This is a genomic window from Aeromonas sp. S13(2024), from assembly GCF_041402405.1.
GTDB classification, from domain to species: Bacteria; Pseudomonadota; Gammaproteobacteria; order Enterobacterales; family Aeromonadaceae; genus Aeromonas; species Aeromonas veronii.
Genome location: NZ_JBGLRA010000006.1, coordinates 83,949 through 100,971 on the forward strand (window position 1 = coordinate 83,949; position 17,023 = coordinate 100,971).

19 protein-coding genes are annotated in these 17,023 nt (G+C 62.7%); 12 read left to right on the forward strand and 7 right to left on the reverse strand.

Translation table 11 applies throughout. The features are described from left to right. Positions 1 to 29 precede the first annotated feature (29 nt). Complete coding sequence (locus tag ACB042_RS10720) at positions 30 to 1,292, reverse strand: MFS transporter (protein WP_371178385.1); 1,263 nt, start codon at positions 1,290 to 1,292, stop codon at positions 30 to 32. A 176-nt stretch (positions 1,293 to 1,468) separates the two neighbouring features. Here ACB042_RS10720 and ACB042_RS10725 point away from each other — a divergent pair, with 176 nt between their 5' ends. Beyond that, positions 1,469 to 2,311, forward strand: a complete 843-nt coding sequence (locus ACB042_RS10725; protein WP_371178386.1) for a LysR family transcriptional regulator — start codon at positions 1,469 to 1,471, stop codon at positions 2,309 to 2,311. A 47-nt stretch (positions 2,312 to 2,358) separates the two neighbouring features. Here the strand turns inward: ACB042_RS10725 and rsmS are convergent, their stop codons facing one another. Together rsmS and ACB042_RS10735 are read right to left on the reverse strand one after the other, a co-directional pair. Continuing rightward, positions 2,359 to 2,514 (reverse strand): pleiotropic regulatory protein RsmS, encoded by a 156-nt coding sequence (gene rsmS / locus ACB042_RS10730; RefSeq protein ID WP_074042636.1) that lies wholly within the window; start codon positions 2,512 to 2,514, stop codon positions 2,359 to 2,361. Positions 2,515 to 2,609: 95 nt separating this feature from the next. Then, a complete protein-coding gene (locus ACB042_RS10735; protein ID WP_041208541.1) occupies positions 2,610 to 3,077 on the reverse strand; it encodes an acyl-CoA thioesterase in 468 nt (155 codons plus the stop codon). A gap of 138 nt (positions 3,078 to 3,215) precedes the next feature. Here ACB042_RS10735 and ACB042_RS10740 point away from each other — a divergent pair, with 138 nt between their 5' ends. Beyond that, positions 3,216 to 3,854: a tellurite resistance TerB family protein gene (locus ACB042_RS10740; protein WP_042656069.1), complete on the forward strand. Its 639-nt coding sequence runs from the start codon at positions 3,216 to 3,218 to the stop codon at positions 3,852 to 3,854. A 153-nt stretch (positions 3,855 to 4,007) separates the two neighbouring features. After that, positions 4,008 to 4,466, forward strand: a complete 459-nt coding sequence (locus ACB042_RS10745; protein ID WP_371178387.1) for an N-acetyltransferase family protein — start codon at positions 4,008 to 4,010, stop codon at positions 4,464 to 4,466. A gap of 93 nt (positions 4,467 to 4,559) precedes the next feature. On the opposite strand, the gene ACB042_RS10750 is transcribed toward ACB042_RS10745, so the two are convergent. Beyond that, positions 4,560 to 5,975 (reverse strand): PLP-dependent aminotransferase family protein, encoded by a 1,416-nt coding sequence (locus tag ACB042_RS10750; RefSeq protein WP_088869357.1) that lies wholly within the window; start codon positions 5,973 to 5,975, stop codon positions 4,560 to 4,562. 122 nt (positions 5,976 to 6,097) lie between these two features. On the opposite strand from ACB042_RS10750, the gene ACB042_RS10755 reads away from it, so the two are divergent. From ACB042_RS10755 to ACB042_RS10790, 8 genes are all read left to right on the forward strand, one after another. After that, positions 6,098 to 7,669: a cytochrome ubiquinol oxidase subunit I gene (locus ACB042_RS10755; protein ID WP_371178388.1), complete on the forward strand. Its 1,572-nt coding sequence runs from the start codon at positions 6,098 to 6,100 to the stop codon at positions 7,667 to 7,669. Next, positions 7,669 to 8,808 carry a cytochrome d ubiquinol oxidase subunit II gene (gene cydB / locus ACB042_RS10760; protein WP_047438987.1) on the forward strand — a complete coding sequence of 380 codons (1,140 nt, stop codon included), beginning with the start codon at positions 7,669 to 7,671 and terminating at the stop codon, positions 8,806 to 8,808. Before ACB042_RS10755 ends, cydB begins: the two co-directional genes overlap by 1 nt. Positions 8,809 to 8,824: 16 nt before the next feature. After that, entirely contained in the window at positions 8,825 to 8,935 is a 111-nt protein-coding gene (cydX, locus tag ACB042_RS10765) for a cytochrome bd-I oxidase subunit CydX (RefSeq protein ID WP_041208534.1), read from the forward strand. Between the two features lie 112 nt (positions 8,936 to 9,047). After that, positions 9,048 to 10,013 (forward strand): MBL fold metallo-hydrolase, encoded by a 966-nt coding sequence (locus tag ACB042_RS10770; RefSeq protein WP_371178389.1) that lies wholly within the window; start codon positions 9,048 to 9,050, stop codon positions 10,011 to 10,013. Next, positions 10,006 to 10,335, forward strand: coding sequence for a hypothetical protein (locus ACB042_RS10775; RefSeq protein WP_103251008.1), 330 nt, complete (start codon positions 10,006 to 10,008; stop codon positions 10,333 to 10,335). Before ACB042_RS10770 ends, ACB042_RS10775 begins: the two co-directional genes overlap by 8 nt. Then, the gene (locus ACB042_RS10780; protein WP_371178390.1) at positions 10,323 to 11,180 is read left to right on the forward strand and encodes a DUF692 domain-containing protein; all 858 of its coding nucleotides are present in this window, start codon (positions 10,323 to 10,325) and stop codon (positions 11,178 to 11,180) included. The genes ACB042_RS10775 and ACB042_RS10780 overlap by 13 nt, the downstream gene beginning before the upstream one ends. Then, positions 11,173 to 11,967, forward strand: a complete 795-nt coding sequence (locus ACB042_RS10785) for a putative DNA-binding domain-containing protein (RefSeq protein WP_371178391.1) — start codon at positions 11,173 to 11,175, stop codon at positions 11,965 to 11,967. Before ACB042_RS10780 ends, ACB042_RS10785 begins: the two co-directional genes overlap by 8 nt. Next, positions 11,964 to 12,572, forward strand: coding sequence for a DoxX family protein (locus ACB042_RS10790; RefSeq protein ID WP_005337566.1), 609 nt, complete (start codon positions 11,964 to 11,966; stop codon positions 12,570 to 12,572). The genes ACB042_RS10785 and ACB042_RS10790 overlap by 4 nt, the downstream gene beginning before the upstream one ends. Before the next feature lie 114 nt (positions 12,573 to 12,686). On the opposite strand, the gene ACB042_RS10795 is transcribed toward ACB042_RS10790, so the two are convergent. Both ACB042_RS10795 and ACB042_RS10800 read right to left on the reverse strand, forming a co-directional pair. After that, positions 12,687 to 13,358 (reverse strand): NAD(P)H-dependent oxidoreductase, encoded by a 672-nt coding sequence (locus tag ACB042_RS10795; protein WP_371178392.1) that lies wholly within the window; start codon positions 13,356 to 13,358, stop codon positions 12,687 to 12,689. A 155-nt stretch (positions 13,359 to 13,513) separates the two neighbouring features. After that, on the reverse strand, positions 13,514 to 14,692 hold the full coding sequence (locus tag ACB042_RS10800; protein ID WP_371178393.1) for an MFS transporter: 1,179 nt from the start codon (positions 14,690 to 14,692) through the stop codon (positions 13,514 to 13,516). Between the two features lie 343 nt (positions 14,693 to 15,035). Between ACB042_RS10800 and ACB042_RS10805 the strand changes: the two genes are divergently transcribed. Beyond that, complete coding sequence (locus ACB042_RS10805; protein ID WP_371178394.1) at positions 15,036 to 16,043, forward strand: HAD family hydrolase; 1,008 nt, start codon at positions 15,036 to 15,038, stop codon at positions 16,041 to 16,043. A gap of 162 nt (positions 16,044 to 16,205) precedes the next feature. On the opposite strand, the gene dkgB is transcribed toward ACB042_RS10805, so the two are convergent. Next, a complete protein-coding gene (dkgB, locus tag ACB042_RS10810; RefSeq protein ID WP_064338238.1) occupies positions 16,206 to 17,009 on the reverse strand; it encodes a 2,5-didehydrogluconate reductase DkgB in 804 nt (267 codons plus the stop codon). Between the last annotated feature and the right edge of the window lie 14 nt (positions 17,010 to 17,023).

Sequence of the window (17,023 nt, forward strand, 5' to 3'; positions counted from 1 at the left end):
CCAACACTATTATCCCCAACACACCGGCCTCAGGCCGGTGTGTTGCTTTGGGCCGCAGCGCTGGCCGGGAGAGGTGCCGAAAGGGTCGGCTCGCTGGCTGTCGGTAACCCCATGACGCGGGGGTAGTGGCGCGGGTCGAGGCGCACTACCAGCAGGCTCATCAGCAGCAATCCTCCCAGTTGCCACTGCCAGGCGGCCGCAAAGTCGCCCACATAGTGATAGAGCCGTGCCGCCACCCAAGGGCCGGTGGCCGCCAGCATAAAGCCGAAGCCCTGCATCAGGGCGCTCAGGGTGCCCGCGCGGCGCGGGTCGGGCAGGTGATCGAGCGCAATCACCATGATCAGCGAAAAACTGCCGCCAAGACCGGCGCCGCACAGCATGCACCAGAGAATGGGGGCACTGGCTGGCGCCAGCCAGAGGCCGCCGAATCCCGCCAGCTGCATGGCGATGGCAAGGCCCATCCACGGCCGCCGATCCAGACTGCGTGCCGCCAGCAGCGGCAGGCCGAGGCCGCTGGCGGTCTGCGCCAGTGCCAGCCAGGCGACCAGCTCGCCCGCCTGCGCGGCGCTCCACCCTTGCGCCATATAGGCGGGGGCCAGCCAGGCCACGACGATGCCGTAGCCACTGTTGATGATGCCAAAGCAGACGATCAGCAACCAGCTGCGGGGCAGGGTGATCAGTCGCTGTTCGCCGTGGGGAATGGCGATTGCCGCGGCCCGAGGCAGACGCACTTTCCACCCAAGCCAGACGAGGGCCAGCAGCACCGGCAGGCTCCAGAGCGCCAGCGCCCGCGACCAGTCGAGGCTGACTGCCAGCCGTGGCGTGAGACTGGCCCCCAATGCCCCGCCCCCCATCATGCAGGCAGAGAAGATCCCCATCACTTGCGGCACCTTGCGGGCAAAGTGCTGTTTGATAAGGGCGGGCAGCACCCCCTGCACCAGCGCCGAACCCAGGCCGCAGAGCGCGGCTGTGGTGATCAGCAGGGCGCCGCTCTGGGCATCAAAACGCAGGGCACTGCCCGCCGCGAGCAGCAGCAGGGCCGCCCCCAATAGTTGGCACGCACTGGCGCGCCGACGCAGGCTGGGGGTGAGCAGCACGCCAATCCCGATGAGCCACAGCGGCAACAGGGTAAGCCAGGCGAGGGTATCCATCCCGAGCGACAGGGTGCGGCCAATCTCGCCGCTCAGCGGGCCGATGGCGGTAAGAAAGGGGCGCAGATTCAGGCCAATCAGGATCACCAGCACCAGCAGGGCAGTCTGGCCTGCGGGTTTATCCGTATTTCGTTGATTCATCGGGTGCAGTTTCCGGTTCTGGGAGAAACAGGGGGTATTCGGGACGCGGAGTCATCGGGGCTGAACATGGCAGATCACCGTCAAAGGAGGCAAAAACGCCAGCCTAGCGGGGGCGAAAGTCATTTGGAAATTAAATGATAGAATGGGGTTCAGTGGTTTTGTAAATGGAGTGCCCCATGCTGGATCCCCTGTTACTGCGCAGTTTTGTCGCCATTATCGACACCGGCAGCTTTACCCGCGCCGGTGAGCGGGTCCATCTGACCCAATCCACCATTAGCCAGCAGATCCGCCGCCTTGAGCAGCAGCTTGGCTGCCCGCTGCTCGATCGTGCTGGCCGTCAGGTGGTCGCAACGGCGGAGGGGGAAAAATTGCTGGGGCTGGCCCGCCGCATTCTGGCGCTGCTGGCGCAGGCCGAGGAGCAGGTGAGCGAGGGGAGCATATCGCTCAGCCTCGGGGTGCCGGAGGATTTCGCCGCAGGCGCCATTACCCCGGTGCTGGCCGCCTTTGCCCGTGACTACCCCGAGGTGCGGCTGGAGGTGCAAAGTGGCCTGAGCCACCACATCTGGCAGCGTTTTGCGGCGGGGGAATTGGATCTGGCGCTGGTCAAGCAGACGCGGGGGCAGGGTTCGCCCCTTGCCAGCTGGCGTGAGCCGCTGGTGTGGGTCGACAGTCGCGACTGGCCCGCACGGGAACGGGATCCGCTGCCGCTGGTGGTATTCCCGAGCGAAGGGCTCTATCGGCGGCAGATGACCGAGGCGCTCGATGGCCTCGGTCGTCGTTGGCGTATCGCCTATGTCAGCGCCAGCCTCGCCAGTTTGCAGGGGGCGGTGAGCGCGGGGATCGGGGTGAGCTTGCTACCCAAACGGCTGATGCCCGCCGATCAGCTGGCCCTGACCCAGTGGCCCAAGGTGGCGCCGGTGGAGCTGGCGCTGCATGCCGGAGGAAGCGGGAGCGAGCCGCTCACCCGTTTGAGCGCGGCCCTGATCGCCCTCTGTGACGAGGTGATGGGGCCGCAATGAGTGGCTATGTGGTGAAAAACTGAAATCGGAAAGATAAAACGGGGGGATCAGTGATCCTTCCCCTCAGCCAGCTTGCGCTCGTAATCCTGTTTGACGATGGCCAGTGCCGCCAGTACCAGCTCGGGGGCCAGCTGGTTGGTCTCCAGCAGTTCAATCAGATCCACCGCGAGTTTCACCTCGGGCGGGGCAGTTTCCAGTGACATGGGCAGGGTTCCGGTTGCGGGAAGAGGGGGGATTATACAGGGGAGCCGCCGTTGGCCGAAAGCGCCCGCTATATCGGGCAGGGGAATCACCAAGGTCAGAGGTGCTGGCGCATCTCCTTGTCGATCTCCTCGCGCAGGGCAATCAGCTTTTTGGCGTACTGCTGCAACTGCAGATCGCTTTCGCTCAGTGGTTGCCACTGGGGCACCGGGGTCGGTTTGCCCTGCTCATCCATCGCCACAAAGATGATGATGCAGTGGGTGGTCTTGTGGCGCTCGGTCTCGGTGGGGTGGCGGCTGTAGACATCCACCGCCAGATGCATGCTGGTGGTGCCGGTGTGGATCACCTGAGCGTGCACCTCCACCAGCTGGCCAATCTGGATGGGGCGCAAAAAGCGGATCCCCCCCACATAGACGGTCACCGCATAGCCGCCGCACCAGCCCGCGGCGCAGGCATAGCCCGCCTGATCGATCCACTTCATCACCATGCCGCCATGCACCTTGCCGCCGAAATTGACGTCAGAGGGTTCGGCCAGAAATTGCAGGGTCAGTTCGCGATTTGGCACAGTTACATCCTTATTGCCTGAAGGGTTTCCCTGAGCTTTGCCCCATCGGCCTGCCCGGTCAAGGGTTCATCCCCGATTCAGGGGGGCGGGGCCACTATCTTGCTCTATCGACGGGAACATAGCCGCAGGAGTGACATCATGAAACAGATGCTGGAACAGTTGCTGGGGGCTGGCAAAGGCTGGCTCAACGAAGGCGGAGACAAGCGCAAGGGGCAGATGCAGGGGGCGCTGGCCGGCGGTGCGCTCGGTCTGCTGCTGGGCAATAAAAAAGTGCGCAAATATGGCGGCAAGGCCGCTGCCGTGGGCGGCGCCGCAGCCCTTGGCGGGCTGGCCTACAAGCTCTATCAGGATTGGCAGGCCCAGCAGGCGGCGCCCGCCCAGCCCACTCATCCCATCAGCGGGCTGGAAGGCAATGCGCTGGATGCCCGCGCGGCCCTCTTGGTGCGCGCCATGGTGGCAGCAGCCCGGGCCGATGGCCATATCGACGGCGCCGAGCGTCAGAAAATTCAGGAGTACCTGACCGAACAGGGCCAGAGCGATGTGGCCCGCTGGATTGACGCCGAGCTGGCCCGCCCCCTCGATCCCCACGCGCTGGCGCGGGAAGTGACCGACATGGAGCTGGCCACCGAGGTCTATCTCGCCTCCCTGCTCGCCATCGAGGTGGATCACTTTATGGAGCGAGGCTATCTCGACGAACTGGCGCGCGCCCTCAAACTCGATGACAACCTCAAAGGGAGCATCGAGCGTCAGGTAGCCCAACTTAACGCCCCTGCCTGATACCCCTCATCGCCATGGATTGCCGATAACGCCCCGCTCAAGGGGCGTTGTTGTTTCTGCTGCCCGTCAAAAGATGCGGATGAGCCTATTTGGATTGCTGAGCACAGCCCCTAAGATGGCGCAGGACCATCACCTTTTCGCAAGGAGCAACCGTTGGAGATACGCAAGGCAACCGAACTGGATATAGACGCGATTGTCGAGCTGAACCGGCAGATTGGAGAGATCCACCATCAGCACTATCCCGAGGTGTTCTGCCCCCCTTCGCCAGAGGAGCGGGCATTTTTGCTGAGCGCCATCGGTGCAGAAGGGCGTCTGTTCTGCGTTGCCGAGCAGGATGGCAGGGTGGTGGGCTTTTTGACGGCGCGGATCGACATCAATGAGAGCGTGCCATTTCTCACCCGTGCGCCGATTTGCCGCATCGGCTCGGTGGTGGTGGATGAGCAGCACCGCTCCCGCGGGATTGGCAAGGCGCTGATCGCCCATTGCGATGAGTGGGCCAAGGCCCATGATGCTCAGCAAATCCGGCTGGAGGTGATGGCCTTCAACGAGCGCGCCAAAGCGCTCTACGAGGCGCTGGGGTTCAAGGTGCAGTCGCAGATCATGGCCAGATGAGCTGTTTGTTATGGCGAGTAACGCCGCGTCACTCCCCAACCACAAAGGCCCGTTACGGGCCTTTGTTCGTTTCGTCAGCGGCTCTTTGCCTTGTTACTTTTCACTGAGCTGTGCGGCAATCAGCGCGGCCAGTCGGGTGAGGGCCTGCTCCAGCTGTTCACTCCAGGGATGGGAGCTGTTGAGGCGCAGGCAGTGGTTGTGTTGCCCCTGACTGGAAAAGAGGGCGCCGGGGGCCACTGAAAAACCGCTGCCCAGAGCCTTGGCGTGCAGGGCGCGGCTGTCGAAATGGGCAGGCAGCGCCAGCCAGAGAAAGTAGCCGCCATCGGGGGAGGAGATCCGCACCTCGTCCGGAAGCAAGCGCTGCAGGGCCGCCCGCATCTGCTGCTGGCGCTGGGCCAGGGTGTGGCGCAGGCGGCGAAAGTGGGCATCGACCCCGCCCTGGCGCAGCATCTCGGCCAGCGCCAGCTGGCTCGGTACATTGGTAGAGAGTGTGGACATCAGTTGCAGCCGCTGCACCCGCTCTGCATGGGGTCCCGCCACCACCCAGCCGACCCGAAAGCCCGGCGCCAGACACTTGGAAAATGAGCTGCAGAGCAGGCTGTCGCCACGCTGATCCCAGTGGCGGATCGGCTTGGGGCGCTCGCGGCCGAAGTAGACCTCCGCATAGACGTCATCCTCCACCAGCGGCACCCCATGGCTGTTGAGCAGTGCCATCAGTTGCGCTTTGTGACTATCCGGCATGGTGTGGCCCAGCGGGTGCTGCACATTGCCCATCAGCCAGCACGCCTTGACCGGGATGCGGGTGAGGGCGTCGGCCAGCAGGTCGAGATCGATGCCCACCCCCGGAATGACCGGGATCTCCACCGCCTTGAGTTTCAGCCGCTCGATGGCCTGCAGGGCGCCATAGAAGGTGGGGGACTCCACCACCACCCAGTCACCGGGCTCGGTCAGCACCTGCAGGCTGAGGGAGAGCGCCTCCATGGCGCCTGTGGTGATGATGATCTCCTGCGGATTGACCGCCACCCCGTCGCTGGCGTAACGCTGGGCGATGGCGCGGCGCAGCGCTTCGTTGCCGGGGGGCAGGTCGGCCACCGTGCTGAAGGGATCGAGCTTGCGCATGCAGCTGGCCAGCGCCCGCCCGAGCTGGGGATGTGGGAACAGGGTCGGGTCGGCTACCGACATGCCAAGGGGCACCAGATCCCGCGATTTGCTCGCCTGCAACACCTCAAACACCAGATCGTTGATATCCACCGAGCCGCTGTAGTGGGTCTGGCTCGGCGTGTGCTGCACGACCTGTGGTGAGGCGGCTTTGACGTAGTAGCCGGACTGGGGGCGGGCGAGGATCCGCCCCTGACTTTCGAGCAGTTGATAGGCCTGCAACACCGTCATGGGGCTGAGCCCGTGGGTCTTGCAGCTCTGGCGAATGGAGGGGATGCGCTCCCCCGGTTGCCAGATGCCATCGTCGATCTGGCTTTGCAGGCGGTCGGCCAACTGCTGGTAAAGGGACATGATCTGGATCAACTGTTATAGGTGTAATTCAATATAACTGCATCTGTTATAGGTGTCATGCTCCGTGATGTACTTGTCACGCACGAAACGTGCAAGGCAAATACAACAAAAGAGAGTGACGCATGATCAATCCGGATGACGTGGTCAGCCTGTCTCGCCTGCAATTTGGCGCTACGGCCCTGTTCCACTTCCTGTTTGTGCCCCTCACGCTGGGGCTGTCCTGGATCCTGGTGATTGCCGAGTCGGCTTATGTGATGACCGGCAAGGTGATCTATCAGGACATCACCCGCTTCTGGGGCAAACTGTTTGGCATCAACTTCGTCATGGGGGTCACCACGGGGATCACCATGGAGTTTCAGTTCGGCACCAACTGGGCTTACTACTCCCACTATGTGGGGGACATCTTCGGTACTCCGCTGGCCATCGAGGGGCTGATGGCCTTCTTCCTCGAATCGACCCTGGTGGGGCTCTTCTTCTTCGGCTGGGACAAGCTCTCCCGTGGCAAGCACCTGCTGGTGACTATGCTGGTGGCGCTCGGCTCCAATCTCTCGGCACTCTGGATCCTGATCGGCAACGGCTGGATGCAAAACCCGGTGGGGGCCGAGTTCAACCTGCTGACCCAGCGCATGGAGCTGGTGGATATCGCCGCCGTGCTCTTTAACCCGGTGGCGCAGGTGAAGTTCGTTCACACCGTTGCGGCGGGCTATGTGGCGGCCTCCATGTTCGTGATGGGGGTGAGCAGCTGGTATCTGCTGCGCAAGACCGAGGTGCAGTTTGCCCTGCGCTCATTCGCTATTGCCTCCGGCTTTGGGCTGGCAGCCATTCTCTCGGTCATTGTGCTCGGGGATGAGTCTGGCTATCGCACCGGCGAGGTGCAGAAGGTCAAGCTCGCCGCCATCGAGGCGGAGTGGGAGACCGAGCCAGCGCCAGCTTCCTTTACCCTGTTCGGCTTCCCGGATCAGACTGCCGAGACCACCCACGCAGCCATCAAGATCCCGTATCTGATGGGGATCATCGCTACCCGCTCCATCGACGAGGCGGTGACCGGCCTCAAGGATATCAAGGTGCAGAACGAGGCGCGCATTCGTAGCGGCATGGTGGCGGCCGAGGCCCTCGACCAGATCCGGCAGGGCGATGACACCCCGGCCAACCGCGCCCGCTTCGAGCAGCACGGCAAGGATCTCGGCTACGGCATGCTGCTGACCCCCTATGCCAGCAATATCGCCAAGGCCGGTGAGGCGGAGATCGCCAAAGCGGTCGATGACTCCATCCCGCCGGTGGCGCCGCTGTTCTGGGGCTTTCGGGTGATGGTGGGGCTTGGTGTCACCATGCTGGGGCTGATGGTGATGAGCTTTGTTCAGCTCTGCCGCAACCGGCTGCAAGACTCGCCACGGCTGCTCAAGACCCTGCTCTGGAGCATTCCGCTGCCCTGGATTGCCATCGAGGCGGGCTGGCTGGTGGCCGAACTCGGCCGTCAACCCTGGACCATCAGCGACGTGCTGCCGGTCTCGGCCTCGGTCTCTTTGCTTCAGCCGGGCCAACTCTGGTTCAGCCTGATTGCTATCTGTTCCATCTATACCCTGTTGCTGGTGGTGGAGCTGTTCCTGTTGCGCCATGTGATCCGCAAGGGGCCAGCCATTCTCCATACCGGCCGCTACAGCGGTGAACAACCCGAACTTGCGAGGATCGCCTGATGGATTACGCAACCCTGAAACTCATCTGGTGGGCGCTGGTGCTCTTTATGATGGTCGGTTTTATCGTTATGGATGGCTTCGATCTCGGCATCGCCATGCTGCTGCCGGTGGTGTCGAAAGATGACGACGACCGCCGTCTGGTGATCAACAGCGTGGGGCCGGTGTGGGAGGGCAATCAGGTGTGGCTGATTGCCGGTGCCGGTGCCCTGTTCGCCGCCTGGCCGCTGGTCTATGCCGCCGCCTTCTCGGGGCTTTACATCCCCATGGTGGTGCTGCTGCTCGGGCTCTTTCTGCGGCCGGTAGGTTTTGACTATCGCAGCAAGCTGGCCGATCCGGTGTGGCGCCGCTGGTGGGATCGGGCGCTGGTGGCCGGTGGCCTGATACCGGCGCTCATCCTCGGTGCTGCTATCGGTCTGGTGATGGAGGGGCTGCCGTTTCGCTTCGACACGGCGCTGCGCCTGCACTACGGCGCGTTCGACTTCCACTGGGGCTGGCTGCTCTCGGTGCTGGCCACCGCCATCAGCCTGTTGCTACTGCACGGCGCCGGTTTTCTGCAAGCCAAGGTGACCGGCACCCCTGCGCTGCGCGCACGGGGCATCGCCATCCTGCTGGCCCCGTTGGTGACCCTCTGCTATCTGCTGGCTGGTTGGCATCTGGTGGATCTGCAAGGGTTTCAGCTGACCGGTGTCGGCACACAACCCTTTGACCCGAATGCCGCCATCAGCCCGCTGATGAAGGGGGTGATCCCCCACGCCGGTGGCTGGCTGCGCAACTATTTTGACTATCCGCTGTTGTGGCTGGTGCCGATCATCGGGGCGCTGGCGCCGCTGGTGAGCGGGATTGCCTCCTGGCTGGAGCGGGGCCGGATTGCGCTGCTGGCCAGCGCCATCGCCTGCGCCGCCATGCTCTGCTCGGTGGCCATCGCCCTGTTCCCCTTCGTGCTGCCCTCATCCCTCGATGCGGTCAGCAGCCTGACCCTGTGGGACAGCACCTCCAGCTACAAAACCCTGGCCATCATGTTCGGCCTCGTGCTGGTGCTGATGCCGGTCAACCTGGGCTACACCGGCTGGGTCTATCGGGTGGTGCGCGGCAAGCTCGACCGTGCCCGCATCAAGCGCGACAGCCATCAACTCTACTGACCTCAAGGGATCTGCTATGTGGTACTTCACCTGGATTTTGGGCCTCGGATTCGCCCTGCTGCTGGGCCTGTGCAACCTGCTCTGGCTGGAAGCGCGCTGGGAAGCGGCTGACCGCGACCAGATTTGAGCTGCGGGGTTGGCCCGCATGCCCGGTCGGGCTGCCAGTGGCGCAGCCCGATCACCCACCCTGCCACTTCACTGACAGTCGCGAACTGTCACTCAACCGACAGGTAATCAATATGAAACAGACATTGAAAGCGGTGGCGCTGGCCATCAGCTGTGCCCTTGCCGCCGCGCCGGCGGGTGCCGCCAGCCAGGGCGTACAACTGACGCCACTGGACAAGAACTTCACCCTGCAGGTGCTCGGTAGCGGCGGCCCCATCTCCGACGATCAGCGCGCCTCCTCCAGCGAGGTGATCTGGTGGAAGGGGAAATCCCGCATCCTGATCGATGCCGGTGGCGGCGTCTACCTGCGCTTCGGTCAGGCGGGGGCCAAGCTCGAAGAGGTCGATTTTATCGGCATCACCCACTTCCACACCGACCATGTGACCGACCTGCCCGCCCTGCTCAAGGGGGCCTATTTCTTCGAGCGCAGCGATCCGCTGGATCTGGCGGGGCCCGAGGCGGGTTCGGCCTTTCCCAGCATGAGCGGCTACTTCGATGCCCTCTTCAACAAGGACAAGGGCGCTTATGCCTACCTGAGCGGCTTCAAGGATGGCACCGATGGCCTCTTCCCCATCACTTTGCACGATGTGCCCTACCAGAGCCCGCAGCCCCACACCGTCTATCAGCAGGATGGGCTGACCATCACCGCCCTCGGCATCCCTCACGGTGACGTGCCCTGTCTGGCCTATCGCATCGAGAGCGCCGAGGGGAGCATCGTCATCTCGGCGGATCAGAACGGCAGCAACTCGGCCTTTGTGCCGTTTGCCAAGGGGGCCGACATTCTGGTGATGCCGCTCGCCATCCACGAAGGGGCCGACCCGATCTCCGCCTCACTCCATGCCAAGCCATCTGTGGTGGCCAAGATTGCCGCCGAGGTGAACCCCAAGCTGCTGGTGCTCAACCACTGGATGGGGGTTGGCCTCAATCACAAGAAAGAGGCGATGGCCATCGTCAAACAGCAATTCCACGGCCAGATCGTGGCCGCCCGCGATCTCTCCAGCTACCCCGTTTCATCCGTCAAGGAGTCCACCCATGAGTAACTCAAGCAGCAACAAAACCACCGGCAAACTGACCCTCTCCATCGCCATGACCAGCCTGATTGCCCTGACTCCGGGGCTGGCGCTGGCGGCCACCCCGAGCGATGCGCCGGTCAAGGCCGCCCCCAGCGAACAGCACGGCGGCAAGTGTGCGGCGGGCAAGTGCGGCACCGAGAAGCGCTTCGAGAAGCAAGCCCTCGACAGTGATCCGCAGGGGCGGCTGGTGCGCGCCCGCGATGGCAAGTGTGGCGTGGCGGGCGAGGGGATTGATGGCGACAGATCCAGCAAGGGCAGCAAGATGACGGAGGGGGTATGCGGCCAATAAGCTCCCGCAGTCGGGGGATTGGGCTGCGTCAGGAGCATCTGGATGCGCTCTGCTCCGGCCCCATCCGCCCCGGCATCGACTTTCTCGAGCTGGCGCCGGAGAACTGGATGGTTATAGGCGGAGCCAAGCGGGCGCAGCTGCATCAGCTGGCCGAGCGTTACCCGCTGGTGGCCCACGGCCTCAGCCTCTCTCTCGGCGATTGCCAGCCCCTCAATCGCACCCTGATCAGCAAGATCCGCACCTTTCTGGATGAGTTCGGTATCGGGATCTACAGCGAGCATTTGAGCTTTTCCCGCGACCAACAGGGTTATCTCTACGAACTGCTACCGGTGCCGCGCCAGTGGGAGAACATCCCCTATCTGGCAGAGCGCATCGCGCAGGTGCAGGAGGCGCTGGCCCGCCCGCTGGTGCTGGAAAATATCTCCTACTACCACGGCTATGACCACGAGATGCCGGAGGAGGATTTTCTCGCCGAGCTGGTGGCGCGCAGCGGCTGCGAGCTGCTGCTCGATATCAACAACGTCTTTGTGAACAGCCGCAACCACGGTTACTGCCCCAAACGGATGATCGCCGGGCTGCCGAGCACTGCGATTCGCTATTTCCATATCGCCGGTCATCTGGAAGAGGCGGACGGCACTTTATTGGATACCCATGGCAAACCGGTGTGCGAGGAGGTGGTGGCGCTGGCCCGTTATACGGTGCAGACCCACGGCCTGCGCCCCCTGCTGCTGGAGCGGGATCACCATCTGCCACCGCTGGCAGAGCTGGAGGCCGAGCTGGCGCGGGTGCACGGCGCCTGTTGTGAGGCGCTCGACCGTCAGGTGCAGGAGGTGCGTTATGGATAGACGGTTATCTCTGATCACTGCGTCCAAAACGGCGCCGCAGCGGATGCAGCAGCAGACCGCTTGGCTGGCGAGCCGGGTGCGGCTGCCGCAGGATGGCATTGCCAGCCACTATGCCCGCAGCGTGCGAGCCAATGTGGAGTCGGTGCTGGAGAGCGCTTTTCCGCTCACCCACGCTCACTGGGCACCGGTGGACAGGTGGCAGCTGGTGGAGGGCTTTGTTATCCAGCACGGCGCCGAGGCCCCCGAGTTTCACCATATCGCCACCGAGTTTGTCCGCTATGTGCAGCATCGCCACAGTGAAGGCTCTCTCAACTGGCCCAGGCAGCGGCTGGCGCTGCTGGAGTACGAGTGGGCCTGCCTCTGTGTCGAGATTGATGAAGGGGTAGTGCCGCAAGTTATATCGGGGGTTGAGGTGACGGCGGAGAGTTCGCTTTTGCTCAATCCTACCCTGCAACTGCTGGAGCTCCCCTTTGCCATTCGTCGCAGCGGCGTGCTGCCGACCCGGCAGGGCAGCCACTTCTATGGCCTGTTTCGCAGCCCGGAGCATCAGGTGGTGACCCAGCGTTTGCGGGAATGGGATGTGGCGCTGATCCAGCTGCTGCAACAGCAGCCTGGGATCACCCAAGCCGCATTCCAGCAACAGGTTCAACAGGTTCGCAGTGATTTTGATCTGATCGAGTGGGCGCGCCATTTTCACCGGTTGGGTCTGCTTACCCTGCCCGTTGGCGAGCGCCAGCCCGGCACCCCCTTGCCCCCATTTAGCAAACACCAAGGAGAATTCCCATGAACAACACCCTGATCCAGTGGTATGAGCGGGCGGTGGCCCAGTGCAAGCGGCTCGATTTTCTGGCCCTGCTGGCCATTCGCCTCTATCTCATTCCGGTCATCTATGTGGGGGCCCACTCCAAGGTGATGGGCTTTGCCGGCACGGTCGCCTGGTTTGGTGCGCCGGTCTCGGAAGGAGGGCTCAACCTGCCATTCCCGACCCTGCTCGCCTTTCTGGCGGCGGGCACCGAGGTACTGGGCTGCATCTGCATCGCCCTTGGCCTCTTTACCCGTATCATGGCCATTCCCACCATCTTCCTGATGAGCGTGGCGAGCGCCATGGTGCACTGGAAGCACGGCTGGGATGCCATCGCCACCGGCAGTATGGAGGCCACTGTGCGCCTCAACGGTTTTATCGAGTGGCTGGCCGCCAACTTCCCCGGTCGCTACAACTACATCACTGAGCTGGGGGATCCCGTGATGCTCAACAACGGGATGGAGTTTGCCGCCACCTACTTCGTGATGCTGCTGGTGCTGCTGGTTTACGGTGGGGGCCGCTACGTCAGCCTCGACTACTGGCTCAAGCGGGCGGTGACCGGCAAAGCAGGCGTGCAACAGGCGGCATAAGACCCGCCAACGGATAACAAAAACCATAACGACAGAGCGTGAAAAACAGCGAACGGCCGGGGGCCGCTCGCTGTTTTTGTGCTGTGTGGGGGGGAGTGTCAGCTGCGTCAGCTGTTACTGGTAGCGGCCGACCGCGATGGGGGACTCCTGCTCAATCTGGTCAAGGCGCTCGGCCCACTGGGCGAGCCAGGCTTCCCGCTCTTCTTGCGAGACCCGCACCGGGGCATAACAGATATGGGGGCGCAGCACATCGAAGCCGACAAATTGCAGGATCCCGCGCTGGATGGGGCGCAGCACCCCGTCGATATCGCCGTTGAAGCCGTCGGGCAGATAGGTCTCGGCAGGGCCGCCGGTGGTGAGGCTCAGCAACGCCCGCTTGCCGCGAAACTTGCCGCTCTCGTAGATATGGCCCTGACCATAGACCCGCCCCATGGCAAAGACCCGATCCACCCACCCCTTGAGGATGGCGGGCAGGCCAAACCACCAGAGCGGAAACTGGAAGATCAGCAGATCGGCCGCCTCCAGCTTTTGCATCTCCTGCTCCAGCTGCGGGGCAAAGCTGCCCTGCTCGGTGGCAGCCAGCTCTTCGAGTTGCAGCTTGAGAAAATCGGGATCGCTGGGGGCGGTGAAGTTGCGCCGATCCGAGACGGGATCAAAGCCCATGGCATAGAGATCGCTGGTCATCACCGTGTGGCCCGCCTGCTCCAGCGCCCTGATGGCGTGACAGAAGAGGGCTCCGTTGAAGCTTTTAGGTTCGGGATGGGCATAGACGATAAGCACCTTCATAACAGACTCCGTGGCAAATGATGCGAGGGTGACAGGCTTGGTTGCTGAAAAAGTTACTGAAACAGTTGCCGGGTTGAGGCTGTGTCACAGCATAGAAGCCTGTCGCGGCGATTGCAGCAGGCGCCACGCCCTTGCGTGACGCCTGCTGGCGCAACTTATGCCTGACAGGCGGCGAGCCGGAGGGCTTCGCGGCGCTCGCTGACATGGGTCAACCCGTAGGCCAGCAGCACGATAAGGGCACCGATCCATGGGGTGTGCATCAGGCCGAGGTGTTCCACCACAAAACCACCGACCACAGATCCCAGCGCAATGCCGACGTTGAAGGCGGCAATATTGAGGCCCGATGCCACATCCACCGCCTTGGGGGTGTGCAGTTCGGCCTGCTTCACCACCAGTACCTGCAGACCCGGCACGTTGCCGAAGGCAAAGGCGCCCCACACCAGCACGGTGAGCACCGCCAGCACCGGATGGGGTGCGGTGAAGGTGAGGGCCAGCAGCACCAGCGCCAGACCGGCAAACAGCAACTTCAGCGCCGGCAATGGGCCCATCTTGTCGGCCAGCTTGCCACCCCAGATATTGCCGACGGCGACCGATACCCCGTACACCAGCAGGATCAGGCTCACCGCACCGGCGCTAAAGCCACTCACCTGCTGCAGGATGGGGGCGAGGAAGGTAAACGCCGTGAAGGCGCCGCCATAACCGAGGGCGGTCTTGGCGTAGACCAGCAGCAGCGGCTTTTTGGTCAGTACCGAGAGTTGCTCGCGGATGGTCGAGGCCGCCCCCTTGGGCAGGTTGCCCGGGATCAGCAGCAGGCTACCCACCATGGCGACCAAACCCAGCAGGCTTACCACCAGAAAGGTTTCACGCCAGCCAAAGACCTGACCAATCCAGGTGCCGAGCGGTACGCCGGTTACCAGCGCCACGGTAAGGCCGCTGAACATGATGGCGATGGCGCTCGCTGCCTTCTCTTTGGCCACAAGACTTGTGGCGATGGTGCTGCCTACCGAAAAGAAGACCCCGTGCGCCAATCCGGTGAGGATGCGGGCCACAATCAGGCTCTCGTAACCGGGGGCCTGCCAGGCCAGCAGGTTGCCGGCGGTAAAGAGCGCCATCAGCCCTACCAGCAGCCACTTGCGCGGCACCTTGCCGGTGAGCGCCGTGAGCACAGGGGCGCCGATGGCAACCCCAAGGGCATAGAGGCTGACCAGAAGGCCCGCCGAGGGGAGCGAGACATTGAGCTGCTGGGCTATGGTGGGGATAAGCCCCACGATCACAAATTCGGTGGTGCCGATCGCAAAGGCACTCAGGGTAAGGGCAAATAACGCCAGTGGCATAACAACTCCTTGGTTAGGGACTCCCGACGGGAGAATGGCGCCAGTATGCCGATGGGTTTTGTTGGCAAAAATGACGGTGACAGCAAATTACTTTTGCCAAATAAGCAGCAATAAAGCTGAGTGGGAGGGGATTGTGCTGCCCGCGGCGTGAGCGCAACGCAGTGATCTGCCTCGCAGAACGGGATGAACGCTGCTCCTTTTCTGAGCTTGCTTAAGCTCCAGTACAAGCTGGCCGCCATAGGATTTTCCCTGTGAAACCCGTGTGTGTTGAACCCATGCGCGCCGGTATTGTGATGGCCGTGCGCTTTCATCTACAGGCAATACCCAGCTGACAGGTAACATGATGACATTGAATCGACTCTCCTCTCTTTTGCTGCTGTGCGGCGCCTTTGCGGTACAGGCTGGCCAGAGCGATCCCCTCTCTGCCTGGAATGACACGGCGGCCAAGCAGGCGATCACCCGCTGGGTGACCAATGCCACCGATCAGCAGCAGGCCACTTTTATTCCGCCAGAGAAGCGCCATGTGGTGTTTGACAATGACGGCACCCTCTGGCCTGAAGCGCCCATGACCTATCAGCTGCAGTTTGCGATGGACGAGATCAAGCGCCTGGCGCCGGAACACCCGGAGTGGAAGGCTGACCCCATCGTCGCGGCAGTGCTGAACAACGACCTCAAAGCCGTGGCCAAATCGGGGGAGAAGGGGCTCGCCAAGTTGGTGGGACTGACCCACAGCGGCATGACCACCACCGAGTTTACCGAGCGGGTTAGCCGTTGGGTCAACAGCAGCAAGGATCCCCGTTTTGGCTGCCACTACGATCAGCTCGGGTATCTGCCGATGAAGCAGCTGCTGGGGTACCTGCGGGATAATGGCTTCCAGACCTGGATTGTCTCCGGCGGCGGCGTCGATTTTATGCGGGTGATTTCCGAGCAGATGTATGGTATCCCGCCCCAGCAGGTGATTGGCTCCTTTACCCTCGGCGAGTTTGCCCTGACCGGGGAGGGCAGCGAGATCCGCAAGACCATGAACGGCGCTTATTTCGATGACAGCAAGGCGAAACCGGCCGCCATTCACCTCTTTATGGGGCAGCGTCCGGTCGGCGCTTTTGGTAACAGCGATGGCGACGTGCCCATGCTGCAATACACCTCGACCAACCCGGATTACCACACTTTTGGTCTGTTGGTGCACCACACCGATGCCACGCGCGAATACGCCTACGACAGCCATCCGCCTGCCAGCGGCAAGCTGATCGATGGGCTGGCACAGGCAAAAGCGCGGGGCTGGGTGGTGGTCGATATGAAATCAGACTGGAAGCAAGTGTTCGATCCCGCCCTTTGCCAGAACGCGCCCTGATTGCGGCGCTGCATCTGGCATCAATATGGCGACTGGACGTTCAGCAAGCGCTGCAAAGCGTGAGGCAAGAAAAGAGACAGGGAGAGCATGATGCACTCCCTGTTTTATCTGGCCTGCTGGCAGAGCCAGCCTTTTTTTCGCGTTAGCCTCACGCCTTTCGCGTCAGTCCCATGCGGGGGCAAAATCGGGATTGGCGCAGCGCTCGCCCCGATCCAGCGTGGCGATGGCGGCCATCTCCTCGCTGCTCAAGGTGATATCGAGAGCGGCCAGATTGGCAGCCTGATTCTCCCGTTTGGTGGAGCTCGGGATCACTGTCATGTCCTGCGCCAGCAGCCAGGCTAGCGACACCTGCGCCGCCGATACCCCGTGGCGCTGGCCAATCTCCATCAGCAGCGGCTCGCTCAGCACCTTGCCATAGGCGAGCGGCATATAAGCGGTGACGGCGATACCCTGGGCTTTGCAGAACTCGACCACCTTGCGGTTTTGCAGCAGGGGATGAACTTCGATCTGCTGGTGAGCGATGGCCCCAGGCCCCAAAATCTCGATAGCCTGTTTGAGCTGGGCCACGGTGAAGTTGGAGACCCCGATCTCCCGGGTCAGGCCTTGTGTTTTGGCCTCGGCCAACTGCTCCAGATAGACCGCCATCGGCACCTCATCCTTGGGGGAGGGCCAGTGGATCAGCGCCAGATCCAGATAGTCAGTGCCCAGTTTTTCCAGGCTTACCTCCAGGCTCGGGATCAGCTTGCCTGGGCCAAACTCGCTGGTCCACACCTTGGTGGTCAGGTAGATCTCGTGACGGGCAACAGTGCTGCGGGTCAGCACGGCGCCGACCTCGGCTTCATTGTCATAGATCTGGGCGGTATCGATATGGCGATAGCCCAGCTCCAGACCGTTGGTCAGGGTGGCAAGCAGCGGCTCGCCCTTCAGGCGGAAGGTGCCCAGACCCATGGGTGGCATATTGATCATCTCGTTCCTCAATG